The sequence below is a fragment of the Streptomyces sp. 378 genome, from assembly GCF_030124145.1.
GTDB lineage: Bacteria > Actinomycetota > Actinomycetes > Streptomycetales > Streptomycetaceae > Streptomyces.
Window position 1 is genome coordinate 22,850 of sequence record NZ_JASKMS010000014.1, and the last position, 19,674, is coordinate 42,523.

General features: G+C 72.0%; 17 protein-coding genes. 8 read left to right on the forward strand and 9 right to left on the reverse strand.

What is annotated here, in order from left to right:
* Positions 1-237: 237 nt before the first annotated feature.
* From QNO09_RS19955 to QNO09_RS19980, 6 genes are all read right to left on the reverse strand, one after another.
* Positions 238-1,617 carry an 8-oxoguanine deaminase gene (locus tag QNO09_RS19955; protein WP_283971566.1) on the reverse strand — a complete coding sequence of 460 codons (1,380 nt, stop codon included), beginning with the start codon at positions 1,615-1,617 and terminating at the stop codon, positions 238-240.
* 107 nt (positions 1,618-1,724) lie between these two features.
* A complete protein-coding gene (pucL, locus tag QNO09_RS19960; protein WP_283971567.1) occupies positions 1,725-2,648 on the reverse strand; it encodes a factor-independent urate hydroxylase in 924 nt (307 codons plus the stop codon).
* A gap of 6 nt (positions 2,649-2,654) precedes the next feature.
* Positions 2,655-3,044, reverse strand: coding sequence for a hydroxyisourate hydrolase (uraH, locus tag QNO09_RS19965; protein ID WP_283971568.1), 390 nt, complete (start codon positions 3,042-3,044; stop codon positions 2,655-2,657).
* A gap of 7 nt (positions 3,045-3,051) precedes the next feature.
* On the reverse strand, positions 3,052-3,561 hold the full coding sequence (gene uraD, locus QNO09_RS19970) for a 2-oxo-4-hydroxy-4-carboxy-5-ureidoimidazoline decarboxylase (protein WP_283971569.1): 510 nt from the start codon (positions 3,559-3,561) through the stop codon (positions 3,052-3,054).
* Between the two features lie 133 nt (positions 3,562-3,694).
* Positions 3,695-4,006 carry a helix-turn-helix domain-containing protein gene (locus QNO09_RS19975; protein WP_051715218.1) on the reverse strand — a complete coding sequence of 104 codons (312 nt, stop codon included), beginning with the start codon at positions 4,004-4,006 and terminating at the stop codon, positions 3,695-3,697.
* Positions 4,007-4,056: 50 nt separating this feature from the next.
* Complete coding sequence (locus QNO09_RS19980) at positions 4,057-4,308, reverse strand: YkoF family thiamine-binding protein (RefSeq protein WP_283971571.1); 252 nt, start codon at positions 4,306-4,308, stop codon at positions 4,057-4,059.
* Positions 4,309-4,469: 161 nt separating this feature from the next.
* On the opposite strand from QNO09_RS19980, the gene QNO09_RS19985 reads away from it, so the two are divergent.
* The 4 genes from QNO09_RS19985 (at position 4,470) to QNO09_RS20000 (ending at position 8,442) form a co-directional block, all read left to right on the forward strand.
* On the forward strand, positions 4,470-5,291 hold the full coding sequence (locus tag QNO09_RS19985; RefSeq protein ID WP_283971695.1) for a TIM barrel protein: 822 nt from the start codon (positions 4,470-4,472) through the stop codon (positions 5,289-5,291).
* 25 nt (positions 5,292-5,316) lie between these two features.
* Positions 5,317-6,207 (forward strand): 2-hydroxy-3-oxopropionate reductase, encoded by an 891-nt coding sequence (locus QNO09_RS19990; RefSeq protein WP_283971572.1) that lies wholly within the window; start codon positions 5,317-5,319, stop codon positions 6,205-6,207.
* A gap of 207 nt (positions 6,208-6,414) precedes the next feature.
* The gene (locus QNO09_RS19995) at positions 6,415-7,905 is read left to right on the forward strand and encodes a catalase (protein ID WP_283971573.1); all 1,491 of its coding nucleotides are present in this window, start codon (positions 6,415-6,417) and stop codon (positions 7,903-7,905) included.
* Positions 7,906-8,205: 300 nt separating this feature from the next.
* Positions 8,206-8,442, forward strand: coding sequence for a hypothetical protein (locus QNO09_RS20000; RefSeq protein WP_031134159.1), 237 nt, complete (start codon positions 8,206-8,208; stop codon positions 8,440-8,442).
* Between the two features lie 283 nt (positions 8,443-8,725).
* Here the strand turns inward: QNO09_RS20000 and gcl are convergent, their stop codons facing one another.
* On the reverse strand, positions 8,726-10,510 hold the full coding sequence (gene gcl, locus QNO09_RS20005) for a glyoxylate carboligase (protein ID WP_283971574.1): 1,785 nt from the start codon (positions 10,508-10,510) through the stop codon (positions 8,726-8,728).
* Positions 10,511-10,719: 209 nt separating this feature from the next.
* On the opposite strand from gcl, the gene QNO09_RS20010 reads away from it, so the two are divergent.
* The gene (locus tag QNO09_RS20010; protein WP_283971575.1) at positions 10,720-11,673 is read left to right on the forward strand and encodes a collagen-like domain-containing protein; all 954 of its coding nucleotides are present in this window, start codon (positions 10,720-10,722) and stop codon (positions 11,671-11,673) included.
* 32 nt (positions 11,674-11,705) lie between these two features.
* Positions 11,706-12,212, forward strand: a complete 507-nt coding sequence (locus tag QNO09_RS20015; RefSeq protein ID WP_283971576.1) for a GNAT family N-acetyltransferase — start codon at positions 11,706-11,708, stop codon at positions 12,210-12,212.
* A gap of 19 nt (positions 12,213-12,231) precedes the next feature.
* Here the strand turns inward: QNO09_RS20015 and QNO09_RS20020 are convergent, their stop codons facing one another.
* The gene (locus QNO09_RS20020) at positions 12,232-13,818 is read right to left on the reverse strand and encodes an AMP-binding protein (RefSeq protein WP_283971577.1); all 1,587 of its coding nucleotides are present in this window, start codon (positions 13,816-13,818) and stop codon (positions 12,232-12,234) included.
* Complete coding sequence (locus tag QNO09_RS20025; RefSeq protein WP_283971578.1) at positions 13,815-15,494, reverse strand: AMP-binding protein; 1,680 nt, start codon at positions 15,492-15,494, stop codon at positions 13,815-13,817. The genes QNO09_RS20020 and QNO09_RS20025 overlap by 4 nt, the downstream gene beginning before the upstream one ends.
* Before the next feature lie 124 nt (positions 15,495-15,618).
* On the opposite strand from QNO09_RS20025, the gene QNO09_RS20030 reads away from it, so the two are divergent.
* Together QNO09_RS20030 and QNO09_RS20035 are read left to right on the forward strand one after the other, a co-directional pair.
* Positions 15,619-16,428, forward strand: coding sequence for a helix-turn-helix transcriptional regulator (locus tag QNO09_RS20030; RefSeq protein WP_283971579.1), 810 nt, complete (start codon positions 15,619-15,621; stop codon positions 16,426-16,428).
* Between the two features lie 203 nt (positions 16,429-16,631).
* Positions 16,632-19,484, forward strand: coding sequence for an ATP-binding protein (locus QNO09_RS20035; protein WP_283971580.1), 2,853 nt, complete (start codon positions 16,632-16,634; stop codon positions 19,482-19,484).
* Positions 19,485-19,674: the final 190 nt, after the last annotated feature.

A 19,674-nucleotide genomic window follows, 5' to 3' on the forward strand; every position in this document is an offset into this window, starting at 1 on the left:
ACGGCTGAGCCCGAGGGCCACCGTGGGTGTCAGGGAGGTGGTGCGGGTGGGCTGGGGGTACCTCCCTGCTCGAGCGGAGTCGAGAGCTCGGGGGAGGGACCGGACGCGCGGCGGACGGTAGTGGCCGTTCCGGGGCGCACGCGTGCACGCGCGCCCCGGAGACGACCGCCGTGGTCCCCGCTCGGGTCCACGGCCGCCGGCCGGGAGCCGTCCCTCCCGGCCGGAGTATCCGGGTGGTCAGGCCTCGGCGGCGATCCGCGCCAGGCGCTGGGCCTCGTCCCGCGTGGCGCGGGCGATGGCGTCCTCGTCGGCCGTGAGCAGCCGCCCGTCCTCGACGATCTGCCGGCCGTCCACGAAGGAGGCGGTGACGGGGGCGGCGGCGCCGAAGACCAGCGCGGTCACCGGGTCGGCGATGGAGGCGTGGGCGAGCGTGTCCAGCTTCCACAGCACCAGGTCGGCGAGCTTGCCGGGCTCCAGGGAGCCGGTCTCCGCGGCCCGGCCCAGGACCTGGGCGCCGCCGTAGGTGCCCAGGCGCAGCGCCTGCCGGGCGTTCAGGGCGGCCTCCTTGTGGGCGCCGAGGCGGTTGACGAGGAGGGCGTTGCGCAGCTCGGTGTGGAGTTCGCCGGACTCGTTGGAGGCGGTGCCGTCGACGCCGAGGCCGACGGGGACACCGGCCGCGAGCATGTCGGGGACGCGGGCGATGCCGGCGGCGAGGCGGGCGTTGGAGGAGGGGCAGTGCGCGACGCCGGTCCCGGTGCGGGCGAAGGCGGCGATGTCGGAGTCGTTCATGTGGACGCAGTGCGCCATCCACACGTCCTCGCCGAGCCAGCCGGTGGACTCGAAGTAGTCGGTGGGGCCCATGCCGAACAGTTCGTGGCAGAACTTCTCCTCCTCCACGGTCTCCGAGCCGTGGGTGTGGAGCCGTACGCCGAGGCGGCGGGCCAATTGGGCTCCGTCGCGCATCAGTTCGGTGGAGACGGAGAAGGGCGAGCAGGGCGCGACGGCGACCTGGGTCATGGCGTCGAAGGAGGGGTCGTGGTGCCGTCGCACGGTCTCCTCGGTGGCGGCGAGCGCGCCGTCGAGGCTCTCCACGGCGAAGTCCGGGGGCAGGCCGCCGTCCTTCTCGCTGCGGTCCATGGAGCCGCGGGCGAGGGTGAAGCGGACGCCCATGTCGCGGGCGGCGCCGATGATCGCGCCGGACAGGTCGCCGGAGCCGTGCGGGAAGACGTAGTGGTGGTCCATGGCGGTGGTGACGCCGCCGCGGGCCATCATCGCGAGGGAGCCCTGGGCCGCCGCGCGGACCATCGGTTCGTCGATGCGCGCCCAGGTGGGGTACAGCGCGACGAGCCAGTCGAAGAGGTTGTGATCGGTGGCCAGGCCGCGGGTGATCCACTGGTAGAAGTGGTGGTGGGTGTTGATCAGGCCGGGGGTCACGAGGTGGCCGGTGGCGTCGATGCGGCGGGCCACGTTCTCCAGTCCCTCGGGGGCGGGGCCCGCGCCGAGGGATTCGATGCGGTTGCCGGCGATGACGACGTGCCCGGAGGCGTACTCGGTGTCGTGTCCGTCGACGGTCGCGATCGCGCAGTTCTCGATGACGATGCGCCGGTCTGCTGCCATGGTTCGTCCTTTGCGCTGATATGGAGGGGCACGGCAGGACCCTGGGAGTTTTGAGTGCCGTGGCCGGGAGGGGGTTCCCCGGCCACGGGTGCCGAAAGAGGGGAACGTCAGAGGTTGGTGAGGTCCACGGGGATCCGCGCCTCGCAGCCGTCCCTGAGGATCGTCGCCTCGATCAGGCCGTAGGGGCGGTCGGCGGCGTAGTACACCTCGTTGTCGTTCTTCAGCCCGAACGGCTCCAGGTCCACCAGGAAGTGGTGCTTGTTCGGGAGGGAGAAGCGGACCTCGTCGATCTCACTGCGGTGGTTGATGATCCGCGAACCCATCTGGTACAGCGTCTGCTGCAGCGACAGCGAGTAGGTCTCGGCGAAGGCCTGGAGCATGTGCTTCCGCACCTGCTCGTAGGACTTCTCCCAGTGGGGCATGCGCTGCTCGTCGTCGGTCCAGTTGAACCGCCAGCGGCCGGAGACCTCGGTGGCCAGGATGCGGTCGTAGGCCTCCTTCAGCGTCGTGTACTTGTCCTTGACGTAGCCCCAGAACTCGGAGTTGGTCGAGTTCATCACGACGAGGTCCTTCAGGCCGGAGACGACCTCCCACCGCTCACCGTCGTAGGTGATCTGTGTCAGCCGCGTCTCCTGGCCTGTGCGGACGAAGGAGTGCTTGACCTCGTCGGCGCCGATGAACCGCGAGTTGGCGTCGGAGGCCTCGATCCGCTCCCAGGCGTACTCCTCGATGCGGATCCGGGCCCGGTGGATCGGCTCCTGGCTGGTGACGAAGTGCCGGGCGAGGTGGATGCCGAACTGCTCGGCGGACTCGATGCCGTGCTCCTTGGCGAACGCGTACACCGTGTTCTTGGTGGTGTCGGTCGGCAGGACGTGGGCGTTGGAGCCGGAGTAGTGGACCTCGTCCATGTCGCCGCTCAGTGCGACGGAGACGTTCAGGTCCTTGATGTGGTGGGTGGCGCCGTCCCGCGTGATCTTGACGACTCGGTTCTCGGCCTTGCCGTACTGGTTCTGTCCAAGAATCGTGGGCATCTCTAGCTAGCTCCCTCGGTATACGGAGTAGCCGAACGGGTTGAGCAGCAGCGGTACGTGGTAGTGCTCACCGGGCTCTACGGCGAAGGTGATCGCCACCTCGGGAAAGAACGCACCGCTGTCCCGATTCGCGGGGGCGTCCTGCTGCGCATCGGCTTGCTTCTTCTCGAAGTACGGCTCGACGGCGAAGTCGAGCCGTACGTGGGTGGTGCCCTCCGGCAGCGCCGGCAGGTCCTTGCACCGCCCGTCCGCGTCGGTCGCGGAGCCGCCGAGCGCCTGCCAGTCCGCGGTCCGGCCGGTGCGGGCGCAGACGTGGACGGCGACGCCGCCGGCGGGACGGCCGGCGCTGGTGTCCAGGATGTGCGTGGACACGGACGCGGTGGCGGAGGTGCTCATGCTGCTGTCAGTCCTCTTCGACGAGTCGGGCCAGACGGATGCGGTTGATCTTCCCCAGTTCGCTGCGGACGATCTCCCGCTCCCGCTCCGGCGTGTTGCCGATCCGTTCCCTGACCGCGTCGCGCATCTGCTCGCCGGTGCGGCCGGTGGCGCAGATCAGGAAGACATGACCGAACTTCTCCTGGTAGGCGAGGTTCAGCTCCAGCATCTCCGCCTTGAGCGCGTCGGAGGCGCCGGCCATGCCGCGTTGCTCCCGCGCCGAGGTGGGATCACCGGGCTCGGGTCGGCCGATGGGCGGGTGGCCGGCCATCGCCTCGTCGAGGTCGGCGGCCGTCAACTCCGCCATGGCGGCGTCGCTGGCGGCGTACAGGTCCTCGCCGGTGGCGTAGGGGCGGGCGGCCAGCAGGCGCTTCGCCCACGCCGTGGAGGCGCACGCCTGATGGAGTGCGGCGAACGCCGCGTGCTCCTCGATCGTGTTGAAGCGGGCCAGGCCCGGCGGCGTGGAAGTGGACGTCACGGGAGCCTCCGTGGCCGGTTGCGGCCTTCGTGCTGAACGGGCGTGCCGATAGCTAACGCCCTTCCGCGACAGCACGTCAACAGTTTGTTGAAAATTCGGTGGCGCGAAACCGGACGGCGCCGCGCGGGTCCGGTCAGGCCCCCTTCTCGCGGTTGAGGTAGTTGTAGACGGTGAAGCGGCTGACGCCGAGGGCGCTCGCCACGGTCTCCACCCCGTGCCGTACGGAGAAGGCGCCGCGCGCCTCGAGTATCCGTACGACCTCCTGCTTGGCCCTGCGGTCCAGATCGGCCAGCGGCATGCCCTTGCGGCGCTCCATGGCGGCCAGGATGTGATCGAGGGAGTCGGCGAGCTGCGGCAGCCGTACGGCGACGGCGTCCCGGCCCTCCCAGGCGAGGACGACGTCGTCCGGGCCGGCTTCGTCGGGCGGGATCATCTCGCCGCCCATGGCGTCGACCAGGGGCTTGACGGCCGCGATGAACGGCTCGTCCCCGCCGCTCACGCCTCGCCCTCCCCGACCACGTTGACCTGGAGCGAGACCCGGGTGGCGCCGGCCTCCAGCGCCTTGCGGAGCAGGGCGTCCACGGCGGTGAGCACCGCGTCGGAACCACCCTCCGCGGTGTTGCCGAACGGGCCCACGTCCACGGCGTCCAGCTCGGCGGCCTCCACGACCTCACGGGCCACCACCGCGTGCGCGGGCGCCTCGTCCAGGTCGAACGGCTCGGTCGTGAACTCCACTCTCAGTCGCACGCCCTCAACCTAACGCGCGAGGCGGGCTTTCCGGCAGCCCCTCTTGACAGCCCTCGCACACCGCAGGCAATCTTCCGTTAAGCAGAAATAAGATTCCGCAATACGGAATAACCCCCATGGGAGTCCGCGCCATGGAAGACACGGAAGGGAGCGCCGCCCCGATGGGATTCGCCGACCAGCGCTTCAACGTCAACCTGTCGATCCTCTTCACGGAGCTCCCCCTCCTGGAGCGTCCCGCGGCCGCCGCCGCGGCGGGCTTCACCGCGGTCGAGCTGTGGTGGCCCTGGGTCGACGCCCCCGTCCCCGAGCGGTCCGAGCTCGACGCCCTCAAGCACGCGATCGAGGACGCCGGCGTCCGGCTCACCGGCCTGAACTTCTACGCCGGCCGGCTCCCGGGCCCGGACCGCGGCGCCCTGTCGGTCCCCGGGGAGGAGTCGGACCGGTTCCGCGCCAACATCGACGTGGCCGCGGACTTCGCCGCCTCCCTGCGCTGCACGGCGCTCAACGCGCTGTACGGCAACCGCGTCGAGGGCGTGGACCCGGCGGAGCAGGACGCGCTGGCCCTGGAGAACCTGGTCCTCGCGGCCCGGGCCGCCGACCGGATCGGCGCGGTCCTGCTGATCGAGGCACTGAACCGGCCCGAGTCCCCGCTCTACCCGCTGGTGTCGGCCCCGGCGGCCGTGGCCGTCGTCGACCGGGTCAACGAGGCGACGGGGCTGGGCAACGCCCGCTTCCTCATGGACCTCTACCACCTGTCCATGAACGGCGAGGACCTCCCGTCGGTGATCGACCGCTTCGCGTCGAGGACGGGCCATGTGCAGATCGCCGACAACCCGGGCCGCGGCGCCCCGGGGACGGGCTCGCTGCCCCTCGAAGACCTCCTCGACCAGCTGAACAAGGCGGGTTACGACGGCTGGGTCGGCCTCGAGTACAAGCCGGGCGACCGCCCGAGCGCCGAGGCCTTCGACTGGCTGCCCCGCTGACCCCCGCACCGAAAGGCACTTCACCATGAGCACTCTTCCCACGATCGCGTGGATCGGCCTCGGCATCATGGGCTCCCCCATGTCCGAGAACCTGATCAAGGCGGGTTACCGGGTCACCGGTTACACCCTGGAGCGGAACAAGCTGGACCGCCTGGCCGCCGCCGGCGGAACGGCCGCCGGCTCCGTCGCCGAGGCCGTGAAGGACGCCGACGTCGTCATCACGATGGTCCCGGCCTCCCCGCAGGTCGAGGCCATCGCCTACGGCCCGGACGGCATCCTGGAGAACGCGAGGTCCGGCGCACTGCTGATCGACATGTCCTCGATCACCCCGCAGACCTCGGTCGACCTGGCGAAGGCGGCGAAGGACAAGGGCATCCGCGTCCTGGACGCCCCGGTGTCCGGCGGTGAGGCCGGTGCCACCGAGGCCGTACTGTCGATCATGGTCGGTGGCGAGCAGGCCGACTTCGACGCCGCCAAGCCGATCCTCGACGCGCTCGGCAAGACCATCGTGCTGTGCGGTCCGCACGGCTCGGGCCAGACCGTGAAGGCGGCCAACCAGCTGATCGTCGCCGTGAACATCCAGGCGTGCGCCGAGGCCGTGGTCTTCCTGGAGAAGTCCGGCGTGAACCTGAAGGCGGCACTGGACGTCCTGGGTGGCGGGCTCGCCGGCTCGACCGTGCTGACCCGCAAGAAGGACAACTTCCTCACCCGGGACTTCAAGCCGGGCTTCCGGATCGACCTGCACCACAAGGACATGGGCATCGTCACGGACGCCGCCCGCACTGTCGGCGCGGCCCTGCCGGTCGGCGCCGTGGTCGCCCAGCTGATCGCGAGCCTGCGGGCGCAGGGCGACGGCGGCCTGGACCACTCGGCGCTGCTGCGGGCCGTGGAGCGGCTCTCCGGCGCCCGGATCTGACCTCCTTACGACCCTCGCGACCCCGGGGGTCCCACGATCCCGGGCGGCGCCACCCCTGACACCTGTCCTGTCGCGCCCAAAGGGGCGGCGTCGCCCGGAACCAGCCCTGCCCACTACTTCAACAAACTGTTGACGCTCTGATGGCTCGACCTCAGGCTCCACAAAGCGGAAACATTTTTCCGCTGCCCTCTCGTACGGAAGGTCACGATGTCGCAGCGCGTGCTCACCACCGAGTCCGGCGCCCCCGTCGCCGACAACCAGAACTCCGCCACCGCCGGCGTCGGCGGCCCGCTCCTGCTCCAGGACCAGCACCTGCTGGAGAAGCTGGCGCGCTTCAACCGCGAGCGCATCCCGGTGGGGGCACCGCCCACGCCGTTAAGGCAGTGGGGGAGCGTGGTGCACGCCCGCGGCTCGGGCGCGTACGGCCACTTCGAAGTGACCGACGACGTCTCGGAGTTCACCCACGCCGACTTCCTCGGCAGCGTCGGCAAGCGCACGGAGGTGTTCGTGCGCTTCTCGACCGTGGCCGACTCGCTCGGCGGCGCGGACGCGGTGCGCGACCCACGCGGTTTCGCGGTGAAGTTCTACACCGCGGACGGCAATTACGACCTCGTCGGGAACAACACCCCGGTGTTCTTCGTCAAGGACCCGATCAAGTTCCCGGACTTCATCCACTCGCAGAAGCGCGATCCGTTCACGGGCCGTCAGGAGCCGGACAACGTCTGGGACTTCTGGGCGCACTCCCCCGAGGCCACGCACCAGGTGACCTGGCTGATGGGCGACCGCGGCATCCCGGCCTCCTACCGGCACATGAACGGCTACGGCTCGCACACCTACCAGTGGACGAACAGCCGGGGCGAGGCCTTCTTCGTCAAGTACCACTTCAAGACCAACCAGGGCATCCGTTCCCTGAGCAGCGAGCAGGCCGCCGAGATCGCCGGTAAGGACCCCGACTCCCACCAGACGGACCTGCTCCAGGCCATCGAGCGGGGTGTGCACCCGTCCTGGACCCTTCACGTCCAGCTGATGCCGGCGGCCGAGGCCGCGGACTGCCGCTTCAACCCGTTCGACCTGACCAAGGTCTGGCCGCACGCGGACCACCCGCTGAGGCGCGTGGGCCGGCTGGTGCTGGACCGCAACCCGGACAACGTCTTCGCCGAGGTCGAGCAGGCCGCGTTCTCCCCGAACAACTTCGTCCCCGGCATCGGCCCCTCCCCGGACAAGATGCTCCAGGGCCGCCTGTTCGCCTACGCCGACGCCCAGCGCTACCGCCTGGGCGTCAACCACACCCTGCTGCCCGTCAACGCGCCCCGCGCCACGACCGCCGTCAACCACGGCCGCGACGGCTTCATGGCGTCCAACGCCCAGGGCCGGTACGCCAAGAACTACGAGCCCAACTCCTACGACGGCCCGGTCGAGACCGGCCGCCCCCTGTCGGCGCCGCTCGCGGTGAACGGCCACACTGGCACCCACGAGGCGCCTCAGCACACCAAGGACGACGACGTCTTCCAGGCCGGCGAGCTGTTCCGGCTGATGTCCGCCGAGGAGAAGTCCCGACTGGTCGCGAACATCGCCGGTGGCCTGTCCCAGGTCTCCCGCGACGACGTGATCGAGAAGAACCTCGCGCACTTCCACGCCGCCGACCCCGAGTACGGGCGGCGCGTGGAGGAAGCGGTCCGCGCCCTGCGCGAGGGCTGAGACTCCCTGACGGTGTCCGACCGCCCGGGGCGACCCGGACGAGGGGTGGTCCCCCGGGACACCGTCAGGGCGCGGACCGCGGCGGCTGCGAGCCAGTGCGGTGGTGAAGGGACCGGGCCGGCTTCTCGACCTGAGGGAAGCCCGCCCGGAGCCCGTCGCACCCGCCGCGGTCCTAGAGCACGGCCCCTCTCCCCAGACCCCGTCCGGCGGCGCGAACGTCCTGTCGCGCCCAGCCTCGCGCCGCCGGACGGCCGGCCTCCCCAGGGTGCGGAACCGTCCCGTTCGCAGCAGCCTGAAGACATGGCACCTCCCACCGAGCATCCGCATGTCGTGGTCCACGCCCCCGCTCTGGACGGCTCCCGCCGGGTCACCCTGGGCGAGGAGCCGCTGGGCGTCGCCACCCACACCGACGACGTCGCCGAGATCCTGCGCCTGGCCGACCTGTACGTCACCGACGTCGCGGAGAGCGACCTCGTCGAGTGGCAGGGCGGCGGCCCGGACGACTGGCCGGGGCTGTCGGAGCACCACGAGGCGTGAGCACGCCCACGGCACCGGTCGTACACCCCGTACGGAACCCTCAGATGAGCCTCTCAACCCGGCCCCGGGGGCTCCAGCAGCCCCCGGGGCCGGGCACATTCTCGTCACACGCGGCCGCCGCCACATCCGGGCCTCCGGCACGACGACCACCTCCGGCCCGGGCGCGCCCCGAGCGACCACGACCGGCTGTCGGCCGTAGCCCTGCGCGGCGAACCGGCCGTGACGGAAACGCATGGGGGGCGGCCCGTCCTCCCGGACGGGCCGCCCCTTTTGCCACGCGGGCTCAGACCTCCAGCGGCTTGATCGACGTCGGCGCGTGGCCGGGCTCCGTGGCGATCTCCTCGAACTCCACGACGTTGCCGATGTCGTTGGTGGTCGACATGGAGATGTTGGTGACGCGCTCCAGGATCGCCTCGACGACGACCGGGACCCGGTACTGCGCGGCCAGCTTCTTCGCCTGCTCGAAGGCCTCCCCGAGCTCGGCGGGGTCGGTGACGCGGATCGCCTTGCAGCCCAGACCCTCGGCGACCTTGACGTGGTCGACGCCGTAGACGCCGAGCTCCGGGGAGTTGAGGTTCTCAAACTCCAGGTTGACCTGGAAGTCGATCTCGAACGCCCGCTGCGCCTGCCGGATCAGCCCCAGGTAGGAGTTGTTCACCAGGACGTGGACGTACGGAATCCTGTGCTGCGCGCCGACGGCCAGTTCCTCCAGCATGAACTGGAAGTCGTAGTCGCCCGAGAGCGCGACGACGGACGCCTCCGGGTCGGCCTTGGCGACGCCGAGCGCGGCCGGGATGGTCCAGCCGAGCGGGCCGGCCTGGCCGCAGTTGATCCAGTGCCGGGGCCGGTAGACGTGCAGCATCTGCGCGCCGGCGATCTGCGAGAGGCCGATGGTGGAGACGTACCGGGTCTCCGGGCCGAAGGCCTTGTTCATCTCCTCGTAGACGCGCTGCGGCTTGATCGGGATGTCGTCGAAGTGCGTACGGCGCTGGAGGGCGGCCTTCTTCTCCTGTGCGGCGGCGGCCCACTGCGAGCGGTCGGGCAGCTTGCCGGCCGCCTTCAGCTCGCGGGCGACGTCGACGAACAGCCGCAGGGCCGCCTTGGCGTCGGAGGCGATGCCGTAGTCGGGGGCGAAGATCTTGCCGATCTGGGTCGGTTCGATGTCGACGTGGACGAACGTCCGGCCCGCCGTGTAGACGTCCAGCTTGCCCGTGTGGCGGTTGGCCCAGCGGTTGCCGATGCCGAGGACGAAGTCGGACTCCAGGAACGTCGCGTTGCCGTAGCGGTGCGAGGTCTGGAGGCCGACCATGCCGGCGTTCAGCTCGTGGTCGTCGGGCAGCAGGCCCCAGCCCATCAGGGTGGGCACGACGGGAGTGCCGGTCAGCTCGGCGAACTCGACGAGGAGTTCGGCGGCGTCGGCGTTGATGATGCCGCCGCCCGCGACGATCAGGGGTCGCTCGGAGGCGTTCAGCATCCCGATCGCCTTCTCGATCTGGGCGCGGGTCGCTGCGGGCTTGTAGACGGGGAGCGGCTCGTAGGTCTCCGGGTCGAATTCGATCTCCGTCAGCTGCACGTCGATCGGCAGGTCGATGAGGACCGGGCCGGGGCGGCCGGAGCGCATCAGATGGAAGGCCTGCTGGAAGACGCCCGGCACCTGCGCGGCCTCCAGGACGGTCACGGCCATCTTGGTGACCGGCTTGGCGATGGAGGCGATGTCGACGGCCTGGAAGTCCTCCTTGTGGATCACCGCGGTCGGAGCCTGGCCGGTGATGCACAGGATCGGGACGGAGTCGCCGATCGCGGAGTACAGGCCCGTGATCATGTCGGTGCCCGCCGGTCCCGAGGTGCCGATGCACAGGCCGATGTTGCCCGCGTGGGTGCGGGTGTAGCCCTCGGCCATGTGCGAGGCGCCCTCGACGTGCCGGGCGAGGGTGTGGGCGATGCCGCCGGAGGCCTTGAGCGCCGCGTAGAAGGGGTTGATCGCCGCGCCCGGGACACCGAACGCGTCGGTGACGCCCTCGCGCTTGAGGATCTCAACTGCCGCGCGGGCAGCGGTCATTCGAGCCATCGAGTACTCCTGCTTCGGCTGTCGGATTCGCACTCCCGTCGCGCCCCGCGGTGAGCTCTTCCGTATTGCGGAATTTACTTTCTACGATCTGGAATGAATGTATGTGGGGTGGGGGAAGGGCGTCAAGAGACGGCAAGCGCCGGACACGGAGCCGCCCGGAGGAGCACGATGGGCACGCTGTCCCGACGCGACACCGTTCTGGAGTGGCCATGGCCGAGACCGTTCCGGTGCGCTGTCCGGCCTGCCGCCGCGAGCACCGCTACACGGCTCCGGCGTACCCCTGTGTGTGCGGTGCGCCGGTCGCCCCGCGGCTGGACCGCGACGGCCCGGCGACGCCCGTCTCGCACCGGGTCTGGCAGGACGACTGGGTGACGGTGCGGTGCGGATCCTGCGGGCGGCGCGGCGAGTGGCCGCGCCCGGAAGTGGGGTGCGCGTGCGGGGTGGCGCTGCGGGTGGCGGTGGCGGAGGACCCGGGCGGCAGCGGGGACGAGGGCGCGGCGGCCGGGGGGACGCCGGCTCCCGAGCGCGCGACGACCGGCGAGAACACGGCGGCGGGCCAGCACGGCACGCCCGTTCAGGGGACACCGGCGGGCCAGCACGGCACAGACAGCCAGGAGGCACCGGCGAACCAGGACAGCGCGTCCATCCACGAGGCACCGGCGGGCCAGCACGGCACAGGCGGCCAGGACGCCACGCCCGGCCCCGACCCCGCGACCGGCCCCCGTGGGACCGCCGCCACCGACGCCACCTCCGCCTCCGCCTCCACCCAGCCCCCCTTCCGGTCCGTCGCCATCCGCAGCGCCCTGGACGCCGTCACGGCCACCGCGCTGTATCTGCGTTGGCTCGGCTTCCCGGGCGTCCGCCGGGCGGACCAGCGGCCCCCCTCCGGCATCGGACTGGCCGCCCGCGGCGTCCTCGCCCAGGTCGACCCGGCCGTGCGCCCGGCGACCCTGCGGGACGTGGAGTGCCTGTGGCTCGCGGCCATGACCGAGTCCGCGGAATGCCTCTACTTCTCCCTCACCGGGTACGCGGACGACGCCCGGGCCCGCGCCGATGCCCTGGGCGTCCCGCTGTTCGTCCTGGATCTCACCGGCACGCCGCGGCCGGTGAACGCCCCGGCCGGGACACTGGCCGCCACCGGCCCCCGTCAGCGGGCACCCTGACGCCGGACGCCGGCGCACCGCATACTCACCGCATGCGCATCCGCCCCGCCACCCGGGCCGAACTGCCCGTGCTCCAGGACATCGAGCGGGCCGCCGGCGCGCCCTTCCGCGACCTCGGCATGCCCGAGATCGCCGACGACGAGCCGCCCGCGCTCGACGTTCTGGAGCGCTACCGCAGGGCAGGCCGCTGCTGGGTGGCCGCGGACGACCTGGACCGGCCGGCCGGCTATCTCGTCGCGGAACCCGTGGACGGCGCCCTGCACATCGAGCAGATCTCGGTCCATCCGCGCGCCGCACGCCGGGGCGTGGGCCGCACCCTCCTGGCCCACGCCGCCGACCGGGCCCGCGCGGAGGGTCTGACGGCCCTGACGCTCACCACCTACACGGAGGTCCCCTGGAACGCCCCCTACTACGCGCGCCTCGGCTTCCGCCCCCTCCCGGAGACGGACCTCACCCCCGGCCTGCGCGAGATCCGCACGAGGGAGTCCGCGCACGGCCTGGACCGCCGACCGCGGGTGTGCATGCGCCAACCGTTGTGACCGGTGGACGCACGCCCCCTCAACCGTCGGCGAACCTCTCCCGCAGTTCCACCTTGCGCACCTTCCCCGACACCGTCATGGGGAAGGAGTCGAGGACGCGGACCCGGCTCGGGATCTTGTAGTGCGCCAACCGCCCCTCGCAGAACGCGCGCAGTTCCTCCAGTGTCGGCGGGTCGGCCGGGTCGCTGGGGATGACACAGGCCAGGACCTCCTCGCCGTAGCGCTCGTGCGGGACGCCGACGACCTGGACGTCCTGGATCCCGGGGTGGCCGTAGAGGAACTCCTCGATCTCGCGCGGGTAGATGTTCTCCCCGCCCCGAATGATCATGTCCTTGATGCGGCCGACGATCTCGACGTAGCCGTCCTCGCGCATCACGGCGAGGTCGCCGGTGTGCATCCAGCGGCCCGCGTCGACGGACTCGGCGGTCTTCTCCGGTTCGTTCCAGTAGCCGAGCATCACGCTGTAGCCGCGGGTACACAACTCGCCCGCCGTGCCGCGCGGCAGGGTGACGCCCGTGGCCGGGTCGACGATCTTCACCTCGATGTGCGGCAGGACCCGGCCGACCGTGCCGGTGCGGTGTTCCAGGTCGTCGTCCCGGCGGGTCTGGAGGGACACCGGGGACGTCTCGGTCATGCCGTAGCAGATGGAGACCTCCGCCATGTGCATCTCGGCGACCACCCGCTTCATCACCTCCACCGGGCAGGGCGAACCCGCCATGATGCCGGTGCGCAGGGAGGCGAGGTCGTAGGAGGCGAAGTCGGGGAGGTTCAGCTCGGCGATGAACATGGTCGGGACGCCGTAGAGGGAGGTGCAGCGCTCCTGCTGGACCGCCTCCAGGGTGGCCCGCGGGTCGAAGGACGGGGCGGGGATGACGATGCAGGCGCCGTGCGAGGTGGCGGCGAGATTGCCCATGACCATGCCGAAGCAGTGATAGAAGGGGACGGGTACGCAGATGCGGTCCCGCTCGGTGTAGGCGAGCAACTCCCCCACGAAGTAGCCGTTGTTGAGGATGTTGTGGTGGGAGAGGGTCGCGCCCTTCGGGAAGCCCGTCGTGCCCGACGTGTACTGGATGTTGATCGGGTCGTCGCAGGACAGCTCCGCGTACACCGCCCCGGGGGCGGCCCGGCCGAGCAGCGCCTCCCAACTCGGGTCGCCGAAGTAGACCACCTCCCGCAGCTCCGGGACCCGGCCGCGCACCTGGTCGACCATCGCCCGGTAGTCGCTCGTCTTGTGACCGACGGAGGCGAACAGCAAGGACACGCCCGCCTGCTTCAGGACGTACTCCACCTCGTGGGTGCGGTACGCCGGGTTGATGTTCACCATGATCGCGCCGATGCGGGCGGTGGCGTACTGGACGAGCACCCACTCGGGGCGGTTGACCGCCCAGATGCCCACCCGGTCGCCCTTGGCGACGCCCGAGGCGTGCAGGGCGGAGGCCAGCTCGTCGACCGCCGCGCCGAACTCGGCGTACGTCCAGCGCCGCCCGGACGGCACGTCGACCAGTGCCTCACGGTCCGGCCAGGCGGCCACCGCCCGGTCCAGGTCGGCCCCGATGGTGTCGCCGAGCAACGCCGTGTCACTGGTGCCGTGGCTGTAGGAGCTCACCGGAAGTCCTCCTCGCGGTACTCGGCGTCCGACCCGGCCGCCGTGGCCTCACGCAGCTCGATCCGGCGGATCTTGCCGGAGACCGTCTTGGGCAGGTCGCCGAACTCCAGGCGGCGGATGCGCTTGTAGGGCGCCAGGACCTGGCGGGAGTGCTCGAAGAGGACCTTGGCGGTGTCGGGGCCGGGCTCCCAGCCCTCGGCCGGCACGACATAGGCCTTGGGAACGGCCAGCCGCAGCTCGTCCGGGGCGGGCACGACCGCCGCCTCGGCCACCGCCTCGTGCTCCAGCAGCGCGCTCTCCAGCTCGAACGGACTGATCTTGTAGTCGGAGGCCTTGAAGACGTCGTCGCCGCGCCCGATGTACGTCAGATACCCCTCGTCGTCCCTGGAGGCGACGTCTCCCGTCCGGTAGTAGCCGCCCGCCATGGCCTCCGCCGTGCGGTCCGCGTCGCCGTGGTAGCCGGTCATCAGGCCCACGGGGCGGTGCGACAGGTCGAGCGCGATCTCGCCCTCCGCGGCGCCCGGTGCGCCGGAGACGGGGTCGAGGAGTTCGACGCGGTAGCCGGGGCTCGGCCGGCCCATCGAGCCGGTCTTGAGCGGCTGGCCGGGGCTGTTGGCGACCTGGACGGCCGTCTCGGTCTGGCCGAAGCCGTCACGGATGGTGATGTTCCAGGCGCGGCGGACCTGCTCGATGACCTCCGGGTTGAGCGGCTCACCGGCCGCGACGACCTCGCGCGGCGGCGTGCGCAGCTGCGTCAGGTCGGCCTGGATGAGCATGCGCCACACGGTCGGCGGGGCGCAGAAGGTGGTGACGCCCGCCCGGTCCATCTCGGTCATGAGCCGGGCGGCGTCGAAACGCGTGTAGTTGTGCAGGAAGACGGTCGCCTCGGCGTTCCACGGGGCGAAGAGATTGGACCAGGCGTGCTTGGCCCAGCCGGGAGAGGAGATGTTCAGGTGCACGTCGCCGGGTTGCAGGCCGATCCAGTACATGGTCGACAGATGGCCGATCGGGTACGACGTGTGGGTGTGCTCGACGAGCTTGGGCCGGGCGGTGGTGCCCGAGGTGAAGTAGAGCATCAGCGGGTCGTCGGCGAGGGTCGGGCCGTCGGGCACGAAGTCGGCGGAGGCGCCGTGGGCGTCGTCCAGCGGCAGCCAGCCGTCCGGCACCGCGCCGGCGGCGCCCGCGGCGATGCGTGTGTAGGCGCCGGGGACCTCGGCGAACTTGCCGGTGTCCTCGGCGCGCGCGATGACGTGCCGGACCCGGCCGCGCTCGACGCGGTCGCGCAGGTCGGCCGGGCCGAGCAGCGGGGTGGCCGGGATGACGACCGCGCGCAGCTTCATCGCGGCGAGGGCGATGATCCACAGTTCGGCCTGGTTGCCGAGCATGACGAGGACGCGGTCCTCGGCGCGCACGCCCCGGGCGCGCAGCCAGGTGGCGAACCGAGCCGAGCGCACCGACATCTCCTCGAAGGACAGCCGGGTCTCGCGGCCGTCCTCCTCGACGAGGTGCAGGGCGGTGCGGGCGTTGCCGTCGGCGATCTCGTCGAACCAGTCGAGCGCCCAGTTGAAGTACCGGGGGCGCGGCCAGCGGAAGCCCTGGTAGGCCGTCGCGTAGTCCTCGCGGTGTGCCAGCAGGAAGTCCCGCGCCTCGCGGAACATCTCCGTCGCCGATGTCATCTGTCCTCCTGGGTACCGGACCATTGCCGGGCGGCTCCGAGCCATCGTGTAATCCGTGATGCAGGTCTCACTACCCCCGAACGGGGGTGCGCCCGCGCGGGAGCCGTGGGGAAGGGGCGATCAGGTGACAGCAGACGCGTCCGACGCGGTCGAGATCCGGAACGCGCTGCTGCGCCTGCGGCGCGGCACCGGCCTTCCGGTCGCCTTCGGCGGCCTGATGGAGGCCGGGCAGCAGATGCGCATCAGCGAGCTGAGCGGCACCTCGACGCACGCCCTGCGGTCGCTGGTGGTGACGTCCGGCACCGGTCTCGGCGGCAAGTCGGTGGCGCTGTCCCGGCCGTGCGTGGTGACGGACTACTCGGCGTCGCGGCAGATCAGCCACGAGTACGACGCCCCGGTGGCCGTGGAGGGGCTACGGTCGGTGCTGGCCGTGCCGGTGGTGGTGCGCCACCGGGTGCGCGGGGTGCTGTACGGGGCGCTGCGCACGGCCCTGCCCCTGGGCGGGCGGATGCTGGACACGGCCGTCGAGGCGGCGCGGGACGTGGAGCGGGCGCTGGCCGTCCGGGACGAGGCCCGCACGCTCGCCGCCGGGGCCGGGGCGGGCCCGGGCTGGGAGCAGGTGCGGGAGGCGCACGCGGCGCTGCGGGCGCTGGCACCCCGGATCGCGGACCCGCAACTGCGCACGGAGCTGCTCGGGGCGTGTGCGCTGCTGACGGCCGAAACGGGCCGCTCGGTGCGGGTCCGGCTCGCGCCGCGCGAGGTGGACGTGCTGGCGTGCGTCGCGGCGGGCGCCACGAACGCGGTGGCCGCGGAACGACTGGGCGTGACGGCCGAAACCGTCAAGGGATATCTGCGGTCGGCCATGCGCAAGCTACGGGCCCGCACCCGTGGTGAGGCCGTGGTCGCCGCGCGACGGGCGGGGTGGTTGCCATAGGTTTGCGGTGTTCTGCGTGCTCCTGCGCGATCGCTTCGCCCGCGGGTTCCCCACGGGCCGCCGGCCTTGCGTTCCACGGCATTCGGGAGTCCGATGAATTCACGCACCGGCATGTGCTGTTATTTCCCTCACCACACCGTCCCTCCGAAATTCAAAGAACCGTTGCCTAATATTGGCCAGGACACGACACAGGGAGGGGAGCGGTGACCGTTCGACGGGACTTCCAGGAGCCTCCCAGGAGCCGCCCCGACCTGCTCATCGGCCGGGAGGAGCTGTTCACGTCGGCACGTGAGCAGCTCGGCCGAGGGGGCAGCGTGCTGCTCCACGGTCCGGCCGGAATTGGTAAGTCGACGGTCCTGCGCGCGCTGGCCGCGGATTACGCTGGTCCGGACCGCACGGTGTTGCGCTGCTCGGCGACCGAGTCGGAATCCCATCTGCCCTTCCTCGCCCTGGCCGACCTGTTCGGGCTGGTCCTGGACGACATCTCCGGTGCGTTGCCCGCCGCCCAGCGCACCGCCCTGGAGTCGGCGCTCACCGGCCGCGGCGAGTCCACGCTCCAGCGGGACGGGCTCGCGCTGCGCCTCGCCGTGCTGTCGGCGCTGCGGGCGCTGGCCGCCAAGGGCCCGGTGCTCGTGGTCGCCGACGATCTCCAGTGGCTGGATGCCGCCAGTGCCGAACTGCTCGGTTTCGCGGCCCGCCGACTGGGTGACACGCCCGTGCAGATGCTGTGTGCGGTGCGGACCGAGGGCCAGGAGTACGACCGCCACCTCCCCGCGTCGCCGCCCGACACGCTCGCCGTGCGGCTGGGCCCGCTGAACCGCACGCACGTCTCGGCGCTGCTCGACCACCGCGGCTACACGCCCCTGCCCCGCTCGACGATCCGCGACATCCACCGCACCAGCGGCGGGAACCCGCTCTTCGCGCTGGAGCTGGGCCGGGCCCTGGCCGAGAGCCCGGCCCGGCCCCGGCCCGGTGAGCCGCTGCCCGTGCCCACCTCGCTGCGGGCCCTGGTGCTGAGCCGGCTGGAGATGCTGTCCGACGAGGCCCGCCGCACCCTCCTCGTGGCCAGCGCCGGTGCCCGTCCCACCGTGGCGCTGCTGCACGCGGCCGGGCGGGAGCACGCCGAGGCCGAGACGGCCCAGGCGGCGGCGCTGGGCCTGCTGGCCACGGATCCCGAGGCACCTGCCTTGCGGTTCGCTCATCCGCTGATCTCGGCCGCGCTGTACGCGGAGGCCCCGGCGCAGGAGCGGCGGGCCGTGCACGCCGCTCTGTCCACGGCCGCCTCCGACCCGATCGAGCGAGCTCGGCACCTGGCCCTGGCGACCACCGGCACCGACCCGGACGTGGCGGCCCGGCTCGCCGAGGCCGGCGCGCTGGCCCGGGACCGCGGGGCCCCCTCCGTCGCCGCCTCGCTGGGGCTGCTCGCGGCCCGGCACACCCCGGCGGACAGCACCCCGGGCCCGGACGAGCGGCGGCTGCAGGCCGCGGAGGACGCGATCACCGCCGGCGAGGCCGATCTGGCCCGGGACATCGCCCGTGACGTGCTGACGCGTGCCACCGTGCCCGCCGAGCGCGTCCGGGCCTGGATGGTGGTCATCGAGGCGGCCGGGCAGGCGCTCGGCGAGGTCGACGCGGTCTTCCCGCAGGTCCTGGCCGACGCGGGCGACGACCCGGGGCTCCTCGCCCTGGTCCACTACCAGCTGGCCTGGCGCGGCCTGGTCGTCGAGGGCGACTTCGCCGAGGCCCGCCAGGAGGCGGCGCACGCGGCGGAGCTGGCCGCCCGGGGCGGTGATCGGCGCACCGAGCTGATGGCGCTGTCCTTCCAGGCCTCCACCGAGACCCTGATGGGCCACCCGGACGCCCCGGTGACCGTCAAACGGGCGCTGAAGGAACCCCAGGACCCCTACGTGGCCTGCCACCACAACGGCGCCGGGTCGGCCCGGTTCCGCTGGCTGATCATGAGCGACCAGCTGCCCGAGGCACGGGCGACCATCACCGCGCTGCTGCGCGAGGTGCGCCGGCGCGGCATGGTCGAGAGCGAGGTGCACTTCCTGCGCTTCCTCGCCGACACGGAACTGCGCTCCGGGCACTGCGGCCGGGCCCTGGACCTGGCCCGCGAGAGTCTGCGGCTGGCCCGGGACTCCGGGATCGGCGAGGGCGCCTCGGCCATGCTCGCCTCCCTCGCGGAGGCCTCGGCCGGGGACGTCGACCGGGCCCTGGCCCTCGCCCGGGAGGCGGCGGACCACGCCGAGGTCGACGGCGACCAGATGTACCTGTCCCGGGCCCTGGCCGCGCTGGGCTACGCCCAGTTGGTGGCCGGTGACCCGGCCGCAACCGTCCGTTCGCTGCGCCGGGTGCGGGAGTTGGAACAGGGCCTCGGCATCAACGACCCCGGGCGCGGCCGGTGGCACGGCGACCTGGCCGAGGCCCTGGTCCGCATCGGCGAGCCGGGCGAGGCCCAGGACGTCATCGACACGACCCGGGCGCACGCGCTGCGGCTGGGCCGGCAGAGCGTGCTGGCCGTCCTCGACCGGGCCGAGGCGCTGGTGCGGGCGGCACGCGGCGAACACGAGGCCGCCGTCGTCCGGTTGACGTCCGTGCAGGACCGGCTCGGGCGGCTCGGGTACGGCCTGGAGGAGGCCCGGGCCGCCTTCGCGCTGGCCCGTCTGCGCGCCCAGGCCGCCGCCGCGCCCCGCACCGGTGCCAGGCCCCTGCCGGGTCCGGCGTCGTACGACGAGGCCGCCCGGTTGTTCCGGCGCTGCCGTGCGCTGCCCTGGTTGCGGCAGGTCGACGCGGCCGCCACGGCGGGTCCCGCGGCGGTGGAACCGGCCGCCGCCACGCCGACCGTCGCCCTGGACGCGCTGGAGGGTCTGGCCGCGATGGAGCGTCAGGTCGCCTCGCTGGTGATGGAGGGCGCGACCAACCGGGAGATCGCGGGGCGCCTGTTCATCAGCGTCAAGACCGTCGAGGCGACCCTCACCCGGGTCTACCGCAAGCTCGGGATCCGCTCCCGGGTGGACATCGTCCGGCTGGCCGCGGGCCGTCGCACGACCTGACCCACCTGGGTTTACGGCGTCCGACCGAGGGTTATCCCTGCCCAACTCCCTTAGGGGGTTCCCTCATTGGGAGCCCCCTCGTCGGGGCTCTAGCTTGAGGGCGTGCCGCTCGCCGGGCACACGGAGATCCGAACAACGGCGTCAGGGTCCCCGTGCACCACCACCCGCGCGACCCCCCACCGGCAACTCC